This is a genomic window from Ectothiorhodospiraceae bacterium BW-2, assembly GCA_008375315.1.
Classification (GTDB): Bacteria; Pseudomonadota; Gammaproteobacteria; order Thiohalomonadales; family Thiohalomonadaceae; genus BW-2.
In genome coordinates this window covers 3,802,353-3,818,075 of record CP032507.1, presented here as the reverse complement: position 1 = coordinate 3,818,075, position 15,723 = coordinate 3,802,353, and the positions used below count along the sequence as shown (strand labels likewise).

Annotated in this window: 15 protein-coding genes and 1 pseudogene; 6 read left to right on the top strand and 10 right to left on the bottom strand. The window is 55.0% G+C overall.

Annotated features, from left to right (window positions below; genetic code table 11):
- Positions 1-2 precede the first annotated feature (2 nt).
- Genes D5085_17820 through D5085_17805 form a run of 4 tightly spaced genes read right to left on the bottom strand, consistent with a single transcriptional unit; the run spans position 3 to position 5,142 of the window.
- Positions 3-1,772, bottom strand: coding sequence for a heat-shock protein Hsp70 (locus D5085_17820; GenBank protein QEP44828.1), 1,770 nt, complete (start codon positions 1,770-1,772; stop codon positions 3-5).
- A gap of 3 nt (positions 1,773-1,775) precedes the next feature.
- The gene (gene grpE / locus D5085_17815) at positions 1,776-2,426 is read right to left on the bottom strand and encodes a nucleotide exchange factor GrpE (protein ID QEP44827.1); all 651 of its coding nucleotides are present in this window, start codon (positions 2,424-2,426) and stop codon (positions 1,776-1,778) included.
- 3 nt (positions 2,427-2,429) lie between these two features.
- Positions 2,430-2,762, bottom strand: a complete 333-nt coding sequence (locus D5085_17810) for a hypothetical protein (protein ID QEP44826.1) — start codon at positions 2,760-2,762, stop codon at positions 2,430-2,432.
- A gap of 52 nt (positions 2,763-2,814) precedes the next feature.
- Complete coding sequence (locus D5085_17805; GenBank protein QEP44825.1) at positions 2,815-5,142, bottom strand: hypothetical protein; 2,328 nt, start codon at positions 5,140-5,142, stop codon at positions 2,815-2,817.
- A 100-nt stretch (positions 5,143-5,242) separates the two neighbouring features.
- Here D5085_17805 and D5085_17800 point away from each other — a divergent pair, with 100 nt between their 5' ends.
- The 4 genes from D5085_17800 to D5085_17785 are packed head-to-tail and all read left to right on the top strand — an operon-like array spanning position 5,243 to position 8,683.
- Positions 5,243-6,226, top strand: a complete 984-nt coding sequence (locus tag D5085_17800; GenBank protein ID QEP44824.1) for a general secretion pathway protein GspK — start codon at positions 5,243-5,245, stop codon at positions 6,224-6,226.
- Positions 6,222-7,427: a type II secretion system protein GspL gene (gspL, locus tag D5085_17795; GenBank protein QEP44823.1), complete on the top strand. Its 1,206-nt coding sequence runs from the start codon at positions 6,222-6,224 to the stop codon at positions 7,425-7,427. Before D5085_17800 ends, gspL begins: the two co-directional genes overlap by 5 nt.
- Before the next feature lie 6 nt (positions 7,428-7,433).
- A complete protein-coding gene (locus D5085_17790; GenBank protein ID QEP44822.1) occupies positions 7,434-7,919 on the top strand; it encodes a type II secretion system protein M in 486 nt (161 codons plus the stop codon).
- Positions 7,919-8,683, top strand: a complete 765-nt coding sequence (locus D5085_17785; protein QEP44821.1) for a type II secretion system protein N — start codon at positions 7,919-7,921, stop codon at positions 8,681-8,683. Before D5085_17790 ends, D5085_17785 begins: the two co-directional genes overlap by 1 nt.
- A gap of 6 nt (positions 8,684-8,689) precedes the next feature.
- Here D5085_17785 and D5085_17780 read toward each other — a convergent pair whose 3' ends face one another.
- The 6 genes and pseudogenes from D5085_17780 to D5085_17755 form a co-directional block, all read right to left on the bottom strand.
- Positions 8,690-9,355, bottom strand: coding sequence for a hypothetical protein (locus tag D5085_17780; GenBank protein QEP44820.1), 666 nt, complete (start codon positions 9,353-9,355; stop codon positions 8,690-8,692).
- Positions 9,339-10,160, bottom strand: coding sequence for a hypothetical protein (locus D5085_17775; protein QEP44819.1), 822 nt, complete (start codon positions 10,158-10,160; stop codon positions 9,339-9,341). The genes D5085_17780 and D5085_17775 overlap by 17 nt, the downstream gene beginning before the upstream one ends.
- Before the next feature lie 95 nt (positions 10,161-10,255).
- Entirely contained in the window at positions 10,256-11,119 is an 864-nt protein-coding gene (locus tag D5085_17770; GenBank protein QEP44818.1) for a hypothetical protein, read from the bottom strand.
- The gene (locus tag D5085_17765; GenBank protein QEP44817.1) at positions 11,119-11,307 is read right to left on the bottom strand and encodes a hypothetical protein; all 189 of its coding nucleotides are present in this window, start codon (positions 11,305-11,307) and stop codon (positions 11,119-11,121) included. Before D5085_17765 ends, D5085_17770 begins: the two co-directional genes overlap by 1 nt.
- Positions 11,308-11,319: 12 nt before the next feature.
- Positions 11,320-12,720, bottom strand: a complete 1,401-nt coding sequence (locus D5085_17760; GenBank protein ID QEP45219.1) for a transposase — start codon at positions 12,718-12,720, stop codon at positions 11,320-11,322.
- 15 nt (positions 12,721-12,735) lie between these two features.
- Positions 12,736-12,933 (bottom strand): annotated as a pseudogene (locus D5085_17755) (MerR family transcriptional regulator).
- A gap of 249 nt (positions 12,934-13,182) precedes the next feature.
- Between D5085_17755 and D5085_17750 the strand changes: the two are divergent.
- Both D5085_17750 and D5085_17745 read left to right on the top strand, forming a co-directional pair.
- On the top strand, positions 13,183-14,784 hold the full coding sequence (locus tag D5085_17750; protein QEP44816.1) for an ATP-binding protein: 1,602 nt from the start codon (positions 13,183-13,185) through the stop codon (positions 14,782-14,784).
- A 10-nt stretch (positions 14,785-14,794) separates the two neighbouring features.
- Positions 14,795-15,721 (top strand): TIGR01777 family protein, encoded by a 927-nt coding sequence (locus tag D5085_17745; protein QEP44815.1) that lies wholly within the window; start codon positions 14,795-14,797, stop codon positions 15,719-15,721.
- Positions 15,722-15,723: the final 2 nt, after the last annotated feature.

Below are 15,723 nucleotides of genomic sequence, written 5' to 3'. Positions count from 1 at the left end.
GATTAGCTCTGCAGGTAGTAGATAATATCTTGCAGCTCTTCGCTGTAGCGGGTGACCGCTTCGTTATCGCCATCCTCTTTAGCGCTGTTAATCGCCTTAATAAGGCTATTAATATCCTCCTGATCATCCTCAGAGACCGACTCTAACAGCGCGGCCGCTTGGGCAATGAGCTCATCAGTAGGGCTCTGTGGCGAGGGGGTGGCGCTCATTGACTCTGTTGCTGTGGCGTTGTCGCTGCTCTGACCACTGTCACCATCTTCGCTAGCGAAGAAGGCGTTTAGACGCTCTTTTGAGGCCGATAGCTGTGTCGCATCGGCTTTAGCTAGGGCATTTTCTATCGTAATGCTTTTGCTAAGACCGCTACTCTTCTCCTTGGCGGTGACATTTAAGATACCGTTAAGATCGAGATCAAAGTTGATGATAATCGGATTGCCTGAGGGCACCTTCTGTAGCCCGTGCACATGGAACTCGCCGATGAGGTCGTTTTCGGAGGCGTGCCGACTCTCCCCCTGATAGACATCGACTAAGATGGTCTCTTGGTTATCGACATTGGTGTAGAAGACTTCGCTTTTATTAATCGGCAGTGCCGAGTTTTTGCGAATAATCGGTATATAGAGGTCGTTGCTCAGTTGGCCGTCGAGTTCGCCAAGGCAGCTAGTGCCGTAGCTATAGGGGGTGATATCGACCAAAATGGTGGAGATATCGGCATGGCCGATGAGACCGGCCTGGACGGCGGCACCGGTAGCGACACAGAGATCGGGGTTAATCTCTCCGTGCGCTTCGAGCCCAAACTCGCTATAGAGCCGCTCGCGAATGACGGGGGATTTGGTACTGCCGCCGACGAGTAGGATTTTGTCGATATCGCTAACGGTCAGACCGGCATCTTTTAGGGCGGTGTGGGTTGCATCGAGCGTTTCGACGATATAGTCATTAATTAGCTCATTAAATTTATGGCGAGAGAACTCTAACGACAGGTGGAACGGTTGACCCTCTTTTTCAGTTAGATACTCCTCGGCGATGGTGATGTAGGGCTGATCGGAGAGGGCGATTTTGGCGTTTTCGGCCGCGCGGTTAATACGAGCCATCGCTTTGCGATCAGCGCTAATCTCTAGATCGTGCTCATCTTTAAGATATTCGAGCAGATAATCGACCACTGCTTGGTCAAAATCGTCGCCGCCGAGGTGGTTATTGCCGTGGCTAGAGAGGACTTCAACCACATCCTGTTCCATATTGACGACTGAGACATCGAAGGTACCACCGCCGAGATCATAGACGAGCACTCTGCTTCGACTCTGTTGCGGTTCGTAGGCGAGCGCGGCAGCGGTCGGTTCGTTAATAATGCGCACCACTTCGAGACCGGCAATCTCTCCTGCCTCTCGGGTCGCTTGGCGTTGGGCGTCGGAGAAGTAGGCTGGAACGGTAATCACCGCTTTAGAGATAGTCTCTCCTAGATAGGATTCAGCTAGCCCCTTTAGGTGGCGTAGAATCATCGCTGAGATCTCGGCTGGAGAGTAGCTCTGCTCTCCTAAGGGGAGGCTGACCTCCTCTCCCATGCGGCGCTTAATCGAGCGGATAGTCCGTTCGGGGTAGAGTAGGTACTGATTTTTAGCCGCCTCGCCGATGAGCAGTTGATTATTATCGTCCAGACCGACGACCGAGGGGACGACACTGCTGTGTTGATCCTGAATAACGGTCACTTTACCGTGTTCAACGACGGCGACTTCAGAGTTGGTGGTGCCTAGATCGATACCAATAATCGTCTCGCTAGTCATAAGTTAATTGTTCTCCTGTGATGTGGGGGTAAGTTTATTGACGCTGACCTCAGCTGTGCGTAGCAGCGTACCGTTCCATAGAAAACCGCGCCGCTGTTCGCTACAGACAGTGCCATCGGCTAACTTCGGATTTTTTACTGTCTCGACGGCTCGCATAGTGTGGGGGTCGAGTAGCCGACCGATAGCTTGCAGCGGCTCTACCTGATAGCGTTCGAGGAGTTGTTCGATACGGTTCAGAGTCATCTGCTGCCCCTGTCGTACCGCTTCGATAAACTGTTGATCCCGATGACGACTGAAGAGGCCAGGCTGGTAGTTGTTTAGCTGCTCTAGGGCATGATGCATTCGATCGTAGAGCTCTAGGGTGTCGAGTAGCATATCACGCAGGCGACTCTCTTGAAACTGCTGTTGTAGCTGGCGCTGGTGATCGCGACTCTGGTTGAGCTGCTGTTGACTCTGTTCGGTGATCTCATAGAGTTTGTGAAACTCCTCTAATACCCCCTTAAACTGTCGCGATTCGGTCTTTACCTCAGTGCGCAGGGCGGCCATCTCAGTGAGTAGGGTATGGAGATCGATCGGCTGCTCTTTTAGCCCCTCTTCCGGCTCAACCCGATCAAGGTAGAGGCTAAAGGCGCTGAGTAACTCCTCCTTTTGCATCGGCTACGCCTCCTGAGTCGTGGCAGAGGAGAGGGTGGTTGCAGCCGTTAACAGCGCTTGGCGCAGGGCGGCCTCATCTGGACGCTCAAAGGGGTTGCGCTGTTGTTGGTTGAGCTGGGCGATCACCTCCTTAGGTTGACAAGGGGCGCAGTAGAAGAGCTGATAGTGGCGCCGCTGTTTGGCGGTGGCGATGGTCTCATACGCTTGACGAATGCGCTGAAACGCCTCCGGCGCGTGATCGGGGGGGAATTGGCGGGTCTTGGTGAGATAGGCGAGTTTAATCTGCTCATCGTCATCAATCGACTCATCAAGGCCTAAAATGGAAAATGGGGTCATAGTTGCTCCAGTCGGTGTGGCAAAAGCGTAAACAAGAATAGAGGGTAAAAAGCTATTCTAAATTGAGCAGCGCCTTCATAACGGCATTGGGCCCCATCTTTATGATCTGGTCGATCTGCTCAGTGGTTGGCTCTGAGGTACCAAAGAGTGCCATTGCCAATTTATCTAGCTGTTCGGAAAGATCAAAACCTCTCAAATCAGGGGGAGGGGGGAGGGCTTGGGCGATATAAGAGCGGATCGTTGAGGCTGTGTGGCGATCATTTAGCTCATAGGCCTGATCAGCGAGATCCATCATCTCCTCCCCATAGACATCAACAGCCTGCTTTGGATCACACTCACACTCTGCGACAATCCAGTAAAACTCAAACAGTATCTGATCAGGCCACTCTAGCGTGCCATAGTTGGCGAAATCTAGCAGCAGTTTATCTTGGTTCATCTCATGTAACAGCCGACAGCAGCTTAAACAGAGGCTCTCGCTAGTCATATCCAAATCACACTTTTTTAGCCACTCATACCAGCGCCTAAAGGTACCGTGAACCTCCTTAGGGAGGGTGTCGTAGGCGCTTTTAAGGGTGACCAATAGCTGTTCGAACTGCTGTTCTGTAGGGAGTTTGTCCTCAATCGGCATCGGTAGTAGGCTCTTTTTGGCCTCTAGGGAGGTGGAGGCGGTGTAGAGCTTTGGATCAATATTGAGCTTGCGGCACTCTAAATCGATGAGTACCGAGGCGACGAGTAGGTTGTCATGGCACCGTTTTAGGGCACTTTGGAGCTGCTCTATCGCGATATCGCGCTTTTTGTGGTGGAAGTTGGCGAGCAGTGCTCGATTAATCGGTAGTCGCGGATCTCGGCTCCCTTTACGATCATACTTTTGAGCGTGTTCGAGCTCTTTTTCGGCTAGGTGCCACTTTTGCTGTTTAAAGACTTTTTGAAAGTGGGAGAGGTGGGCGTTCACTAAAATAGTGCGGGCGGTGGTGTTGATAGGATCGACGGCTAAAATTTTTGTGGCATAAGTGGCCGCCTTCTTATGGCTGCTGCGCTGACTTGCGGCGAGGGCGGCCTCGGTCAGTAGGGTGACATTGTTGGGAAACTGCTGTAGCGACTCTGTTAAGAGTTGATTGATATCTTTATCGCTGTAGTCACTATAGCTTCGATAGGCGAGTAGCAGTAGCTCATAGCTCTCAATCTGTTCAGGGTATAGGTCAATCGCCTCTCGCAGTAGCTTGACAATGGCTTTTGCCGTCTTAACCGACTGGTGTCTATTATCCCAGTTTAGCCACTGTTTAGCGCGATGGTGCTGTACCATGGCCGCCAATATTCGCTGCTGAGGGTCGTTGATATTAAAGCTCTTCTGATAGCCCTGCCACAACTCATCCGCGTTGGGGTAGTAGTGCTCATCCTCTCCTAGAGCGGCAATGCGTAGCTGTTCATCTTTGGAGATATTTTTAAAGATATGGATATAGCGCTCGAGGTGTTGCGGGGTTAACAGCGGTAACCAGTGGCGTAGCTGCTCTTTGACATAGTCGCTGCCGATGGTGCGGTGGTGGCGCAGCATGAGGGTAAAGAGCGTGTTATCATGCTCATCTATCTGCTGCAGCGCCGTTAGTGCCTCCTGCTGCTGGGGGGTGTAGCCGCTGATCTTTGTTCCATAGCGACCGAGATTAACGCGATGATCACTCTCATCGGCTTGCAACGGCGCGGTGAGTAGGGCGTAGGTTGGATTGCTCTTTAGGCGCGATAGCTGGCCCTCTAGCTCGTGGCTTGTTGCGCCGGCCTCATAGCTCAATAGCAGGCGCAGTAGCTGTGCCCACCCCCGCAGCGGCGAGCGAAAGGGGATCTGTTTTAGCAACGGCTCTAGGGCCTCACTGCTGCCGCCGTGGCAGTAGCTTTGAAGTAGCGCCTCTGCCTGCTGTAGCGGCGGCAGCCAGTCGGGTCTCGACTTTGCAAGTAGGGAGTGGAGCTCAGGTTTGGCCAGCAGCAGGGCAAAGAGACGAGCCTGTAGCTCAGGCTGCTGCGCTATCAAGCTAGCGTAGGCCTCCTGACCGCAGAGATTGATGAGCCGCTCATGCCTACCACCCGCGAGCAACCAGAGCAGATAGTCGCCCAGGCTCGGGTCGGACTCGGCGGCGAGAGTGGGCTGGCGGTTCTCCCAAGTGATGCTCGCATCTTTGTAGCGCCCCTGCTGCGCCTGCTGCTGGGCTCTACCTAGGTAGAGTTCGGCTAACTCAATTTTATCGGTCTCAGGAGCCATCTTTAGGAGCTGTTTGAAGCTCTTAATCGCCTCGGCGTAATTTTGGTTTTCTCGGTAGCTAGCAATCTGTTGTTGCAGTGCCGATTCACTGACCACGGCGGTACGGCTGCTACGACCTTTGCGTTTTTTCACTCATCCTCCTTGTGGCTGATTCTATGGTATCGTATGGGGCTTAAGGTTAGCGGGGCGCTATTGTAAGCGCTTCTTGGTTAAGTTTGAAGTGGGTAACGGTATGTTTTTGACGAAGCGGGGCGGTAGCAAGGTGCCGTTTAGGGATAGGCAGCGGGGCGTGGCGCTCATTACGGCGATGCTGGTGGTGGCGTTAGCGACCCTTTTAGCGGTCAATATGGTTTCGCGACAGCAGTTCGATATTCATCGAACCGCCAACCTGCTCCACGCCGAGCAGGCGCGACTCTACCACTATGCGATTGAGGATCACGCCACGCCACTACTACAGAGCTACTGGGAGCAACTTGAGTTTTTAACCCGCGAGCAGTACGAGCAGTTTGCTGCTATCTCCAGCGTCGGTTATCAGGAGGAGATTGAGGGGGGGTGGGTGTCGGCCGAGCTATTGATGGACTTGCAGGCTCGGTTTAACCTCAATAATCTCATCGGAGCCGAGGGGAGAGCGAATCCTGCCGCGATTGAGCAGTTTAAACGACTATTAACGCTGCTTAAACTCGATAGCGACCCTATCGATGCGATTATCGATTGGCTCGACAGTGACATGGAGGTGACCTTTCCTAACGGCGCTGAAGATTTAGCCTATATGAGCGACAATGGTGGCGGGTATCGCACCCCGAACCGGTCGATGGTCGATCTGGAGGAGTTACGGCTAGTCTATGGGGTGGAGCAGGCGTGGTTCGATACCCTTAAGCCCTATATTGCCGCGCTCCCTTCGGGGAGTAAAATCAACATAAACTGGGCCACAGTCGAGATATTGCAGAGCATAAGTGATAAGATCTCGGCAATGGATGCCGAAGATATTATTACCCGCCGTACCGAAGCGGCATTTGAATCGCTAGAGGAGGTGGGGCAGCACACCGCCTTTAAAGATAAAGCGATCGATCTAGGCCAGATCCAAGTTAGCAGCGACTACTTTCTGTTACAGACCGCAGTGCAGATAGCCCATGTGCAGCGCCTGTGGCAATCGTTGCTCTATAAAACGCCACAAGAGGTGGTGCAGGTTATTTTGAGAACACGGGAATTTAATTAATTTGTCTATCTCCAGTTATACCGTGATTCCCGATAGTGGGTGGAATCACTTCATTTGGTTCAGCCATCAGCGCGGTGCGGCGCCGAAGCTAGCACGGGGCGAGAGCCCGCCGGCTACCGGTCAGAGTCGAGTGGTGCTTGTGGTGCCGGTACAGCAGCTACTGTTAACCGACATTTCGATCCCCAGCCGTTCGCGCCAGCAGCTACTGCAGGCACTCCCCTATGCGCTTGAGGAGCAGCTCTGTCAGGAGGTGGAGGCGCTCCATTTTGCCCTCATTGGCCGCGAGTGGCAGCGACAACAGGTGGCTGTCACCTCCAATGCTCTCATGCAGCAGTGGTTGCAGTTAGCTGAGGGGGTCGGGTTTGCGCTCTATCGGCTAGTGCCCGATCTACTGCTACTGCCGTGGCGGGAGCAGAGCTGGTCGGTGGTGGTTGAGGGCGATAAGGGGTGGCTCAGAACTGGCCGTTATCGCGGCACGCGCTTAGCGACGACCCAGCTAGGGGCGCTGCTACCGGCGCTGCTAGAGGCAGAAGAGGCATCGCAGCGGCCCGAAAAGATCTACTGGTATGGTGAACCGATTGAGACCGATCTGCCAGAGAGTATCGAACGGGTAGAGGAGCCGTTGCCGCCGGAGGGGGTCGCTGGATTGATGGCTGGGCAGCTAGCGCAGCTACCTGCGGCGGTCAATCTGCTACAGGGGCGCTATAGTCGCCAAAGTGGTTGGGGGCGCTATCTGCGTCCATGGCGTAACGCGGCGCTACTGCTGCTAACGCTAATGGCGCTGTTAATGGCCGATAACCTATTTAAGCGACAGCAGCTACTAACACAGGAGCAGGCGCTGCAGCAGCAGATTGAGCAGCTCTATCGCGAGACCTTTCCCGATGCACGCAATATCGTCAACGCCAAATTACAGATGGAGCGTCGATTAGCAAACATGCAGCAGCCTAAGGCGCAGCAGGGTTTTATCGACCTAATGGCGCTCTCAATGCCGATTATTGCCGCTACGCCCGGCAGCACGCTGACTATCCTGCGCTATAAGCAGAGTGCGCTTGAGATCGATCTCATGCTAGAGAGTCTGCCGACGCTGGATCGGCTAAAACAGCAGCTACAGCAGCAAGGGCTGGTGATGAGTGTGCAGAGCGCTACATCGGGTCGCAGCGGGGTTAATAGTCGAATTGTGATTACCATGGCGCAGGAGTAGAGAGTGATGCGTGACTATTGGAATAGTTTACAGTCCCGAGAGCAGTGGCTAATCATGCTCGGTGGCGGGGTGCTGTTGATGCTACTGCTCTATCTCGTGCTGTGGGAGCCGGTGGTCAAAGAGTCACAACAGCTAGAGCAGAGCGTTATTAACCTAGAGCGCGATTTAGCTTGGATGGCGCAGGCGGCGGAGGTTGTGCAGCAGTTACAGCAGCGTGCAACCGAACAGGGGGGGGCAGGTTCGCAACCGCTGTTGACGATTGTCGATAGAACCTTGAAGCAGTTTCAGCTCGGTGACAATATCGAGAGGGTGCAACCGGAGGGGAGCCGAGTCCAGATTCGGCTTAAAGAGGCGGCTTTTGATCAGGTATTGAGCTGGATTGACCAGCTCGATAAGCGCCATAACCTCACGATAGATAGTCTGGTGGTAGAGAGAAGTGATGCCCTAGGTCGGGTTAATACCCGCTTAGTTGTCGGCAGGGAGGCGGGATAATGGGACGACTATTGGGGTACAGTTCGCTGTTTCTGTTGCTATTAAGTGGCGCTCTACTGCTACGGCTGCCGGCGGCTCTGGTCTATGAGCAGTATGAGTCGCAGCTTAGAGCTAACTTGCCACTGGAGCTTAGGCAGCTACGGGGGAGTCTCTGGCAGGGGCAGAGTGATGAGCTACTCTATGCGAGTCAACCGCTTGGCGCTGTGCAGTGGCGTACTCGCTGGGGAGCGCTATTAGCCCTACAGGCGGGGGGTAGTTGGCGCTGGTCACCCCAGATGCAGAGCTATCTGCAGGGGGAGAGCTATTTGAACCTTGCCGGGGTGATTCTGACCGAGGCAAAGGGGCAGCTATTGGTTACCGATGTGACCCGTTTCGTCCCCTTTATGCCGTTTGTGTTGGAGGGGCAACTGCTGGTCGATCTGCCGCTGATACGGGCGACGCTAACACAGTGGCAGGAGATTCAGGGGACGATTCGCTGGGTGAATGCCGCGACCAATGTGCCGCGACAGATAAGTTTTGGCACGGTCACAGCTCAGCTATCGACCACTTCGGAGCAGGTGTTGCGGGCTGAATTGAGTAATGAGGGGGGCGATATGTCGTTTGGTGGGGAGGCGACGATGACCCAAGCCAATCTGCTCAAATGGAGTATCGACATTGCCCCCAGAGATCGCAATGATCGCCAGCTAGCGAACTCGCTGGCGCTCTTTAAGCGCCCCGATAGAGAGGGTGTGACCCGAATTCGTGGCGAGCGGCGGCTGAAGTAAGTTGGCCTACTCGGCGGCGAAGCTCACCGGTTCGGCACGAATGGCGATACCGACTAGGGGATGATCGATATAGTGAATCTCCCGACTGCGTATCTTGCGCAGCGTCTGTATCGGGTAGTTGCGACTCTGGCCATCGCTACGACTGTGGCGATAGAGCAGGTTGAGATCGATATTCAAAAAGCGAGAGAGTGAGACCGTGACGGTGCCATCGAGCTCGATTTGGTGGCTTATCCCACTCTCATCTGCTACCGTTTCGATAAAAGGGGCTCGATCCCGACGCCACCCAGGAGGGGTCAGTCGCAGCGTTACCGCTTGGCGTTGTGAGAGCCCGGGCTGGTACCAAGCGTAGCTATAGAGTCGATGGTAGCGGCTGGAGATCTGAATACTACGAGCCACTTTGCTAAATTGCCGCTGCTCTGAGGCGACCTCACTAAAGGGGAGTGGACGCCCAGTGGTGCTATCCAAAGCAGGGCCGAGTAGCGGGGTGGCAACGGCAAACTGCCGTAGTAGCGGTTCGACACGAAGCGGTGAGGGCTGCTCTGTAACTGCCTGGGTTAAGGGTTTGTGCAGAAATAGCACCATCTCAATGGCATACCAGCGATCCTCTGCTAGCACCTGAGTTGCAAGCATCGATAGCAGCGTGAAGAGAGTCGTTCTAGTAGCGGAAGCCATACTCACTCGCTAGCAGTTTGCCGAGTCCTTGATACTCTGCCGGATTGGCCTCTTCAAAGCGGGCGGCGTTAAAGAGGGTCAAAATATTGTTGGCCACTGCCGCCCCCTCACCACTTAACAGCGCCTGTTTGATACTCTCAGCGGTCGCCTTATCGACCCGTGAGCTAACGGTAAGAGTGCGGTTAGGGTAAGTGTGGGGGGGAAAATCGAGTGAGATGAAGTCGGGGTTAGCCAAGGTTTGCCACTGATTGAGTGGCATCAGCGCCACATCGCCACGACCGCTGCGCAGACACTGCTCTAGTTCGCTAAACCCCTGCGAGCGGATTAAATGGGGTCGCTGGAGCGGATTGGGGAACTGGTCCAAAAAGATCATGGTTAACATATTCGGCTGTGGAAAGGCGCAGACCCGTCCCCGACCGAGGCGGAGATCGTCAAGTGAGCCGATATTAGAGCGCTTGCTAGCCACCACCGCTAGCTGTATTGCGCCGGGGAGTCGAACTAGCGGAGTGTGCCGTTTAACATCCATGCGCCAGCCGACAAAGTGGGGGCCATCGAACAGAATGTCATATTTATCGCTACGAACTTTGAATGTATAGCTAGTGAAGTGGCTCTCTAGCTCCAGTTTGATACTCTGGCCGCTCTTTGCCTGTAGATAACTGACTAGCGGTTGATAGAGCGCTTCGGCGGTTAGGCGGTTTTGGGTGGGGGCGGCGGAGAAGATGAGCGGCTCAGCAGCGGTGGCTGGGGGGAGGTAGAGCAGCAGCAGAATGAGGAGTGAAAAATAGAGTGTGTTACGGATTGGCATGATTCTCACCTCAGTCTTTGGGTTAATAGAGTGGGTAGCATGGTAGCAGCTTCGCTATCGTAGGGGAATAGCTCTCCTGAGTCTTGGCGCTATAACTAAGGCTGTAGCCTACTCTGCACCCGTGCCGAGGTGATTAGTTGTGGCTCTATCATCGTCGGGTAGAGGCGCCAGTGGTGCTCTATCGTCGCGGCGCAGCGGTGTAGCTGTTGCTCCAGATGGCCTCTGAGCTCTGCGGATAGATGGGGTAGGGTCAGCAGTACTGGTGCAATCCAGTTAAAGTAGTTTTCGACTAATGGTTGTGAGGCCTCTGGCCAGTGGCGGCTAAGTAGCAGCGGGGAGAGGTGCTCTGCGGCGAGCCTAGTTTGGGTTCGTAGCACCGTACCACTGCCATCGCTATGGCGCTCAATCCACTCTTTACGAATATTGAACCCGACCCGCGCCTTGACTAGCGCGGTTAACGCATCGCCATTGGGGTAGCTCGGTTGGCTGGGAATATCACTGCTAAGGCAGGCACTCCAGCGTCTTGGCTCCGGTTTCGGTCTGCTCTGTTCGGGTCTAACCGCAGCGATAAGCGCTAGGGGGAGCCCCTGCTCTTGATCGAGCAGCCATAGTTCGTGGCTGTCGGCTAGCGCAAACGGTAGCTGACTAAGTGAAGCTTGCACGGCGGCAACAACCTCATCGGCACGGGGGCGCAGGCCGTTATTGTCGTAGTGGGAGGCGTAGCTGCGGGTCGCTAGCCCTTCGCTCGCAGACCAGAGGCCGTAGCGAAAGTAGGCGGTCTCAGAGGGTTGTGGCAGCGAGCCCCATAGCGTTGGGGTGCGGTCACTCTTAACCTCAATCTCCCAGTTGAGGCCGTTAAAAGAGAGCGCTCGCCCCATGGCGCTCTCGACGACCTGAATCAGACCGAGAAAGGGGTTGAGTCGCCGCAGGGCGTAGCAGCGGCAGACGGGAGGCGTCACTAGTTGAGTCCCAATTTTTGGCGCAGGCGGGCAATGAGCTCCTCGGCTGGGGATTGTAGTTCGGGGGGAATGATCTCAAACAGATACTCCATCTCATCTAGGGCACGATTTAGTCGCTCCGGTGTCTCCATCGAGTCGATTTGGGCCGCAAGCTGCTGCATATATTGGTAGGGGTTGATGCCTGACACTGCTCTCTGTTCCTAAAAACCTAAGCAAAGTTGCTCATGGCAGTTTTTCGGTAATTCGCTCTCCGTTGATAACACCCGTACGGGCGAGCAACTGGAGTCCTGGTTGAGCAGTCCCAACCGGAGGCGCTCAGTCCGCGCTTGCAAGATCGTCTTCACCTGTCGGTACGGCATGAACCGATCGATGTCAAGATCGGACAACCGTGCCAGCACGTTTCGCGCAGCGTTCTGGTCTGCCTGCAACACAACCCCGTCGAAACAGTAAAACCGATCCCCCTGGCGTTTGCCGAGTAGGCATCCGTTGCGGGAATCAATTTGCGATGTGTAGGCAGGATTGACCAGAACGACCGCAGAACCTCTGCGGCTTGAAACACTATCAAGTGCTTCGGCAATGACGCCTTTCGTCCAGCTTGCCAGCCGACGATTGACGTTCTTGCCGAAGGACTTGCCCGACATCGGGGCGGTGAGGTCTTCCGCCGCAATCACGGCGGCTTTATCAACAACCTTATGAACCGACTGAAACACCACATCACGGATGCTTGCATGGGTTTTGTCCATCTGCCGGTTTAGCTTTTTGCGCCCAAGGTTAAAGCGACGAATGTGCTCGCGTTTATGCGGGTTACGGGTCGTGTTGGCGAGCGCTCGCAGTTTTGATCGGCGCTGATATTTGGCTTTTAGCTTATCGGATTGTTCGGTCAGTACTTGACCGAGCTCCTGGCCGTGGTGATCGCCGTCTGAATCCACAAGCACTTCGGAGTAGCCTTTATCAATGCCGAGGGTGCGCTTGCCGCAATCCTGTTTGGTTTCGACATTAACGGTGGTGTGAACCTCAATACGGTCATCGTTTTTGATAATGACGCGCAGAGTGCCAGTTGGCGTGATCGTGGTATTGAGCAAAATGGCGATACGCTGACCTTTAACAAGGCCGGGGATCTTGATCCAGACGCACCCACCCAGGAGGAAGGTAGTGTAATTATCTGAACGGACAATAATCTGGTTATGGGTATGGTTATGGCCATGATGCCAGTGCTTACGCATGAGCCGGCGCAGATAAGAATCGCCCGTCCATTCGTTGCGCTTGAGGGCAGTGAACAGGCGTTTTTGCTCGGCTTCGTCCCGGGTGTGACGAAAGACAGATTGGCGAACCTTAACCTTGGCCGCTTCCATGCAGGCGGTGATGTTGCCATTCGCATCGCGTAGGGTCTCTTTCCAAGCGTTGGCGGAAACCGGAAAGGCGCGACCTTCCTTCAGCCAGCCATCGCGAATCTTGCGATCCGAGAGACCCACGCCACCGACCGACCCAAACCTCTGCCAGACCTCGGTACGCACTTGGCCAAGCCGACGCGCCTGCTCGCGCAATGCGGCGACTTTGCCCTTGTTCGGGCGTTTTGCGTTCAAAACTCGCGTGACCTTCATTCGCACACATCCTTGGACTCGGCAATACACCACCACATCTCGCCTCTTAGGCGCCCCGCCCAGCATCAGGCGAACATCGGACTCATCGAAATACCGATGCCCCGATGGCAGGCGCTTGGACTGTAACTTCCCCTCTCTTTACCAACGCAGCACGGTTTGCACTGACCGCCCAATGCGCGTGGCAAACTCGCCTATGCTGTATCTACTGCTCATAACACGTAATTATAGACATCTTTGAATGTAAATCAAGCAGCTGTTAATTGCTCCTTTCAATTGAGGGTCAACTTTTAGGTAGCGCAGTATATCCTTCAGTCTTGCATTAAGAAAGTGGTGCCCCGACACGCCGTTGATGACCAAAAATCGTTCGGGCCTTGAAAACACGGTCATCCTATCGCCGCGCTTGCGGTAAGGCTAGTGACATGGTTAACTTGACCCCCATCGCTGCCAACGGAGAGTCGCCTCATGGAACGCTTTTTTAACACCGCCGGCCCGCAAAAGCCGGAGCTAAACTACACCATCCCCTCCTGCCAGCGCATCGACTGGGAGGAGCTACTCCACCTAGTCGCCGCCCAGCGCTATTTTCTGCTGCACGCACCGCGTCAGACCGGCAAGACCACCGCGCTACTGGAGCTCATGGAGGCGCTCAATGGCAGCGGCAACTATCAGGCGCTCTATGTCAATATCGAGACTTCACAAACCGCTCGTAATGATGCCGAGCTAGGTGACCGCCAGTTTTGCGACTCGTTTTTACAAAGCGCCCGCTACTACCTACCCGATAGGATGGATGAGAGCGCCTATCGTCGGCTAGTGGCGGAAGGGGAGCCGCAACAGCGCTTTAAAACCGTCTTATCGTACTGGGCGACCACGGTAGAACAGCCGACCGTGCTACTGCTCGATGAGGTCGATGCGCTGGTGGGCGATACCCTAATCTCCCTACTGCGCCAACTACGCGCCGGCTACACCCAACGCCCCAACGCCTTTCCGCAGTCGATTATTCTCTGTGGCGTGCGTGACATCAAAGACTACCGCATCCATCAGGGCAATGGCGAAGTGATTACCGGCGGCAGCGCCTTTAACATTAAGACTGAATCGCTGCGTCTGGGCAACTTCAGCCGGCAAGAGGTTGAACAGCTCTACTTGCAACACACCGCGGAGACCGGCCAGCGCTTTGCCGCCGAGCTATTCGAACCGCTCTGGCTCGACACCGCCGGTCAGCCGTGGCTAGTTAACGCCCTTGCCCATGAGATGTGCTGGAAAGATCGCAGCCTGCGCGATCGCACCCAGCCGATTACCCTAGCACACTACCTAGCTGCACGAGAGCGCCTGATTCAGTCGCGGGCGACCCATCTAGATCAACTGGCCGACAAACTCAAAGAGCCGAGAGTGCATCGGGTGATTGCGCCGATTTTGGTGGGTGAAGAGGGGAGCGAGACCATTCAACCGGATGATTTGAGCTATGTGGCCGATTTAGGGCTGATACGCCAAGAGCGGGGAGGCACCGTGGTGATTGGCAACCGCATCTATCAGGAGATTATTCCAAGGGAACTCTCTTGGGGGGCGCAACTAACCATCAGCAACCAGGAGCAGAGCTGGTATTTAACCCCCGCGAACCGCCTCGACATGGTGAAACTCTTGACCGCCTTTCAACACTTTTTTCGCGAACACTCCGAGAGCTGGTTAGAGCGTTTTGACTATCAAGAGGCGGGGCCGCAGCTACTGATGCAGGCCTTTTTGCAGCGAATTATTAACGGCGGCGGTCGGATTAACCGCGAATACGCCCTCGGTCGCCGTCGCACCGATCTGATTATCGAGTGGCCGGTGAGCGAGGCGGGCTTTTGGGGGGAGGTGCAGCGCATTGTGGTCGAACTCAAACTGCTGCGCGGTTCGCTAGAGAGGCTGCTGCCTGAGGCGCTGCTACAGATCAGCGACTATGCCGATAAAGCGGCTGCGGCTGAAGCGCATCTGGTGATATTTAACCGTGCATCTAGCGTGAGTTGGGATGAGAAAATTTGGCACCAGCGCCATAACGCCTCAGGGCGGGTGGTTGAGGTGTGGGGAAGTTGAATGAGGAGAAATAACAGTGTTAGATAACTATCTACCTAAACATATTTTAATTACCGGTGGCTCCGGTTTTATTGGTCGTGCGCTGGTGGCATCTCTCCATCAGCAGGGGTGTGACGTGACTGTCTTGACCCGCAGTGCGATGGCGACGGCAAAAAAGCTGTTTCATCAGGCGAAGCCGATTGAGTCGTTGCAGCAGTTCGAACCGAATCAGCCACTGGATGGTGTGATCAATCTTGCCGGAGCCTCCTTAGCGGCTAAGCGTTGGAGTGAGCGCTATAAGGCGGAGATTGTCGCTAGTCGAGTTGAGACGACAGCCGCATTAACCGCATGGTTGCAGCAGCGCCCGCAGCCGCCTAAGGTGCTGTTAAGCGGCTCGGCTATCGGCTTTTATGGCCCGGCGGGGGATGAGGCGCTGACAGAGTCGAGTTTAGGGGTTGATAGCTTCTCCCACCGCTTATGTCGCGATTGGGAAGAGGCTACGGCAGCGGTGGAGCAGCAGGGCGTTCGGCGGATTATGCTACGAACCGGCGTTGTGCTCGGTCGTGAGGGTGGCTCGCTACCTGAGATGCAGCGCTCTTTGCTGGCCAAGATGGTCGTCCACTTTGGTACCGGGAGGCAGTGGCTATCGTGGGTACATCTGCACGACTATATAAAGATGGTACTGTGGTTACTGCAGCGCGACGATATCGCCGGTCCTGTCAATATGACCGCGCCACAGCCGGTGACTAACTACCAGTTTATGGCGACGCTAAAGCGGGTTCATCGAGGCTGGCTACAGCTACCGATGCCGGCGGTGGTGGCGCGGCTGCTCTTAGGGGAGATGGCCGATGAGCTGCTATTAACCGGACAGAGGGTGATACCCCAACGGCTGCTAGAGGCGGGATTTGAGTTTGACTACCCTGAATTAGAACCTGCGCTGCGGCAGTTACGGCAGTAGAG

Excerpts from the sequence above, each read along its gene's own strand:
- D5085_17810 (QEP44826.1), bottom strand. The coding sequence starts at position 2,762 with ATGACCCCATTTTCCATTTTAGGCCTTGATGAGTCGATTGATGACGAT.
- D5085_17800 (QEP44824.1), top strand. The coding sequence starts at position 5,243 with ATGTTTTTGACGAAGCGGGGCGGTAGCAAGGTGCCGTTTAGGGATAGG.
- D5085_17790 (QEP44822.1), top strand. The coding sequence starts at position 7,434 with ATGCGTGACTATTGGAATAGTTTACAGTCCCGAGAGCAGTGGCTAATC.
- D5085_17780 (QEP44820.1), bottom strand. The coding sequence starts at position 9,355 with ATGGCTTCCGCTACTAGAACGACTCTCTTCACGCTGCTATCGATGCTT.
- D5085_17820 (QEP44828.1), bottom strand. The coding sequence starts at position 1,772 with ATGACTAGCGAGACGATTATTGGTATCGATCTAGGCACCACCAACTCT.
- D5085_17750 (QEP44816.1), top strand. The coding sequence starts at position 13,183 with ATGGAACGCTTTTTTAACACCGCCGGCCCGCAAAAGCCGGAGCTAAAC.
- D5085_17760 (QEP45219.1), bottom strand. The coding sequence starts at position 12,720 with ATGAAGGTCACGCGAGTTTTGAACGCAAAACGCCCGAACAAGGGCAAA.
- grpE (QEP44827.1), bottom strand. The coding sequence starts at position 2,426 with ATGCAAAAGGAGGAGTTACTCAGCGCCTTTAGCCTCTACCTTGATCGG.
- D5085_17775 (QEP44819.1), bottom strand. The coding sequence starts at position 10,160 with ATGCCAATCCGTAACACACTCTATTTTTCACTCCTCATTCTGCTGCTG.
- D5085_17785 (QEP44821.1), top strand. The coding sequence starts at position 7,919 with ATGGGACGACTATTGGGGTACAGTTCGCTGTTTCTGTTGCTATTAAGT.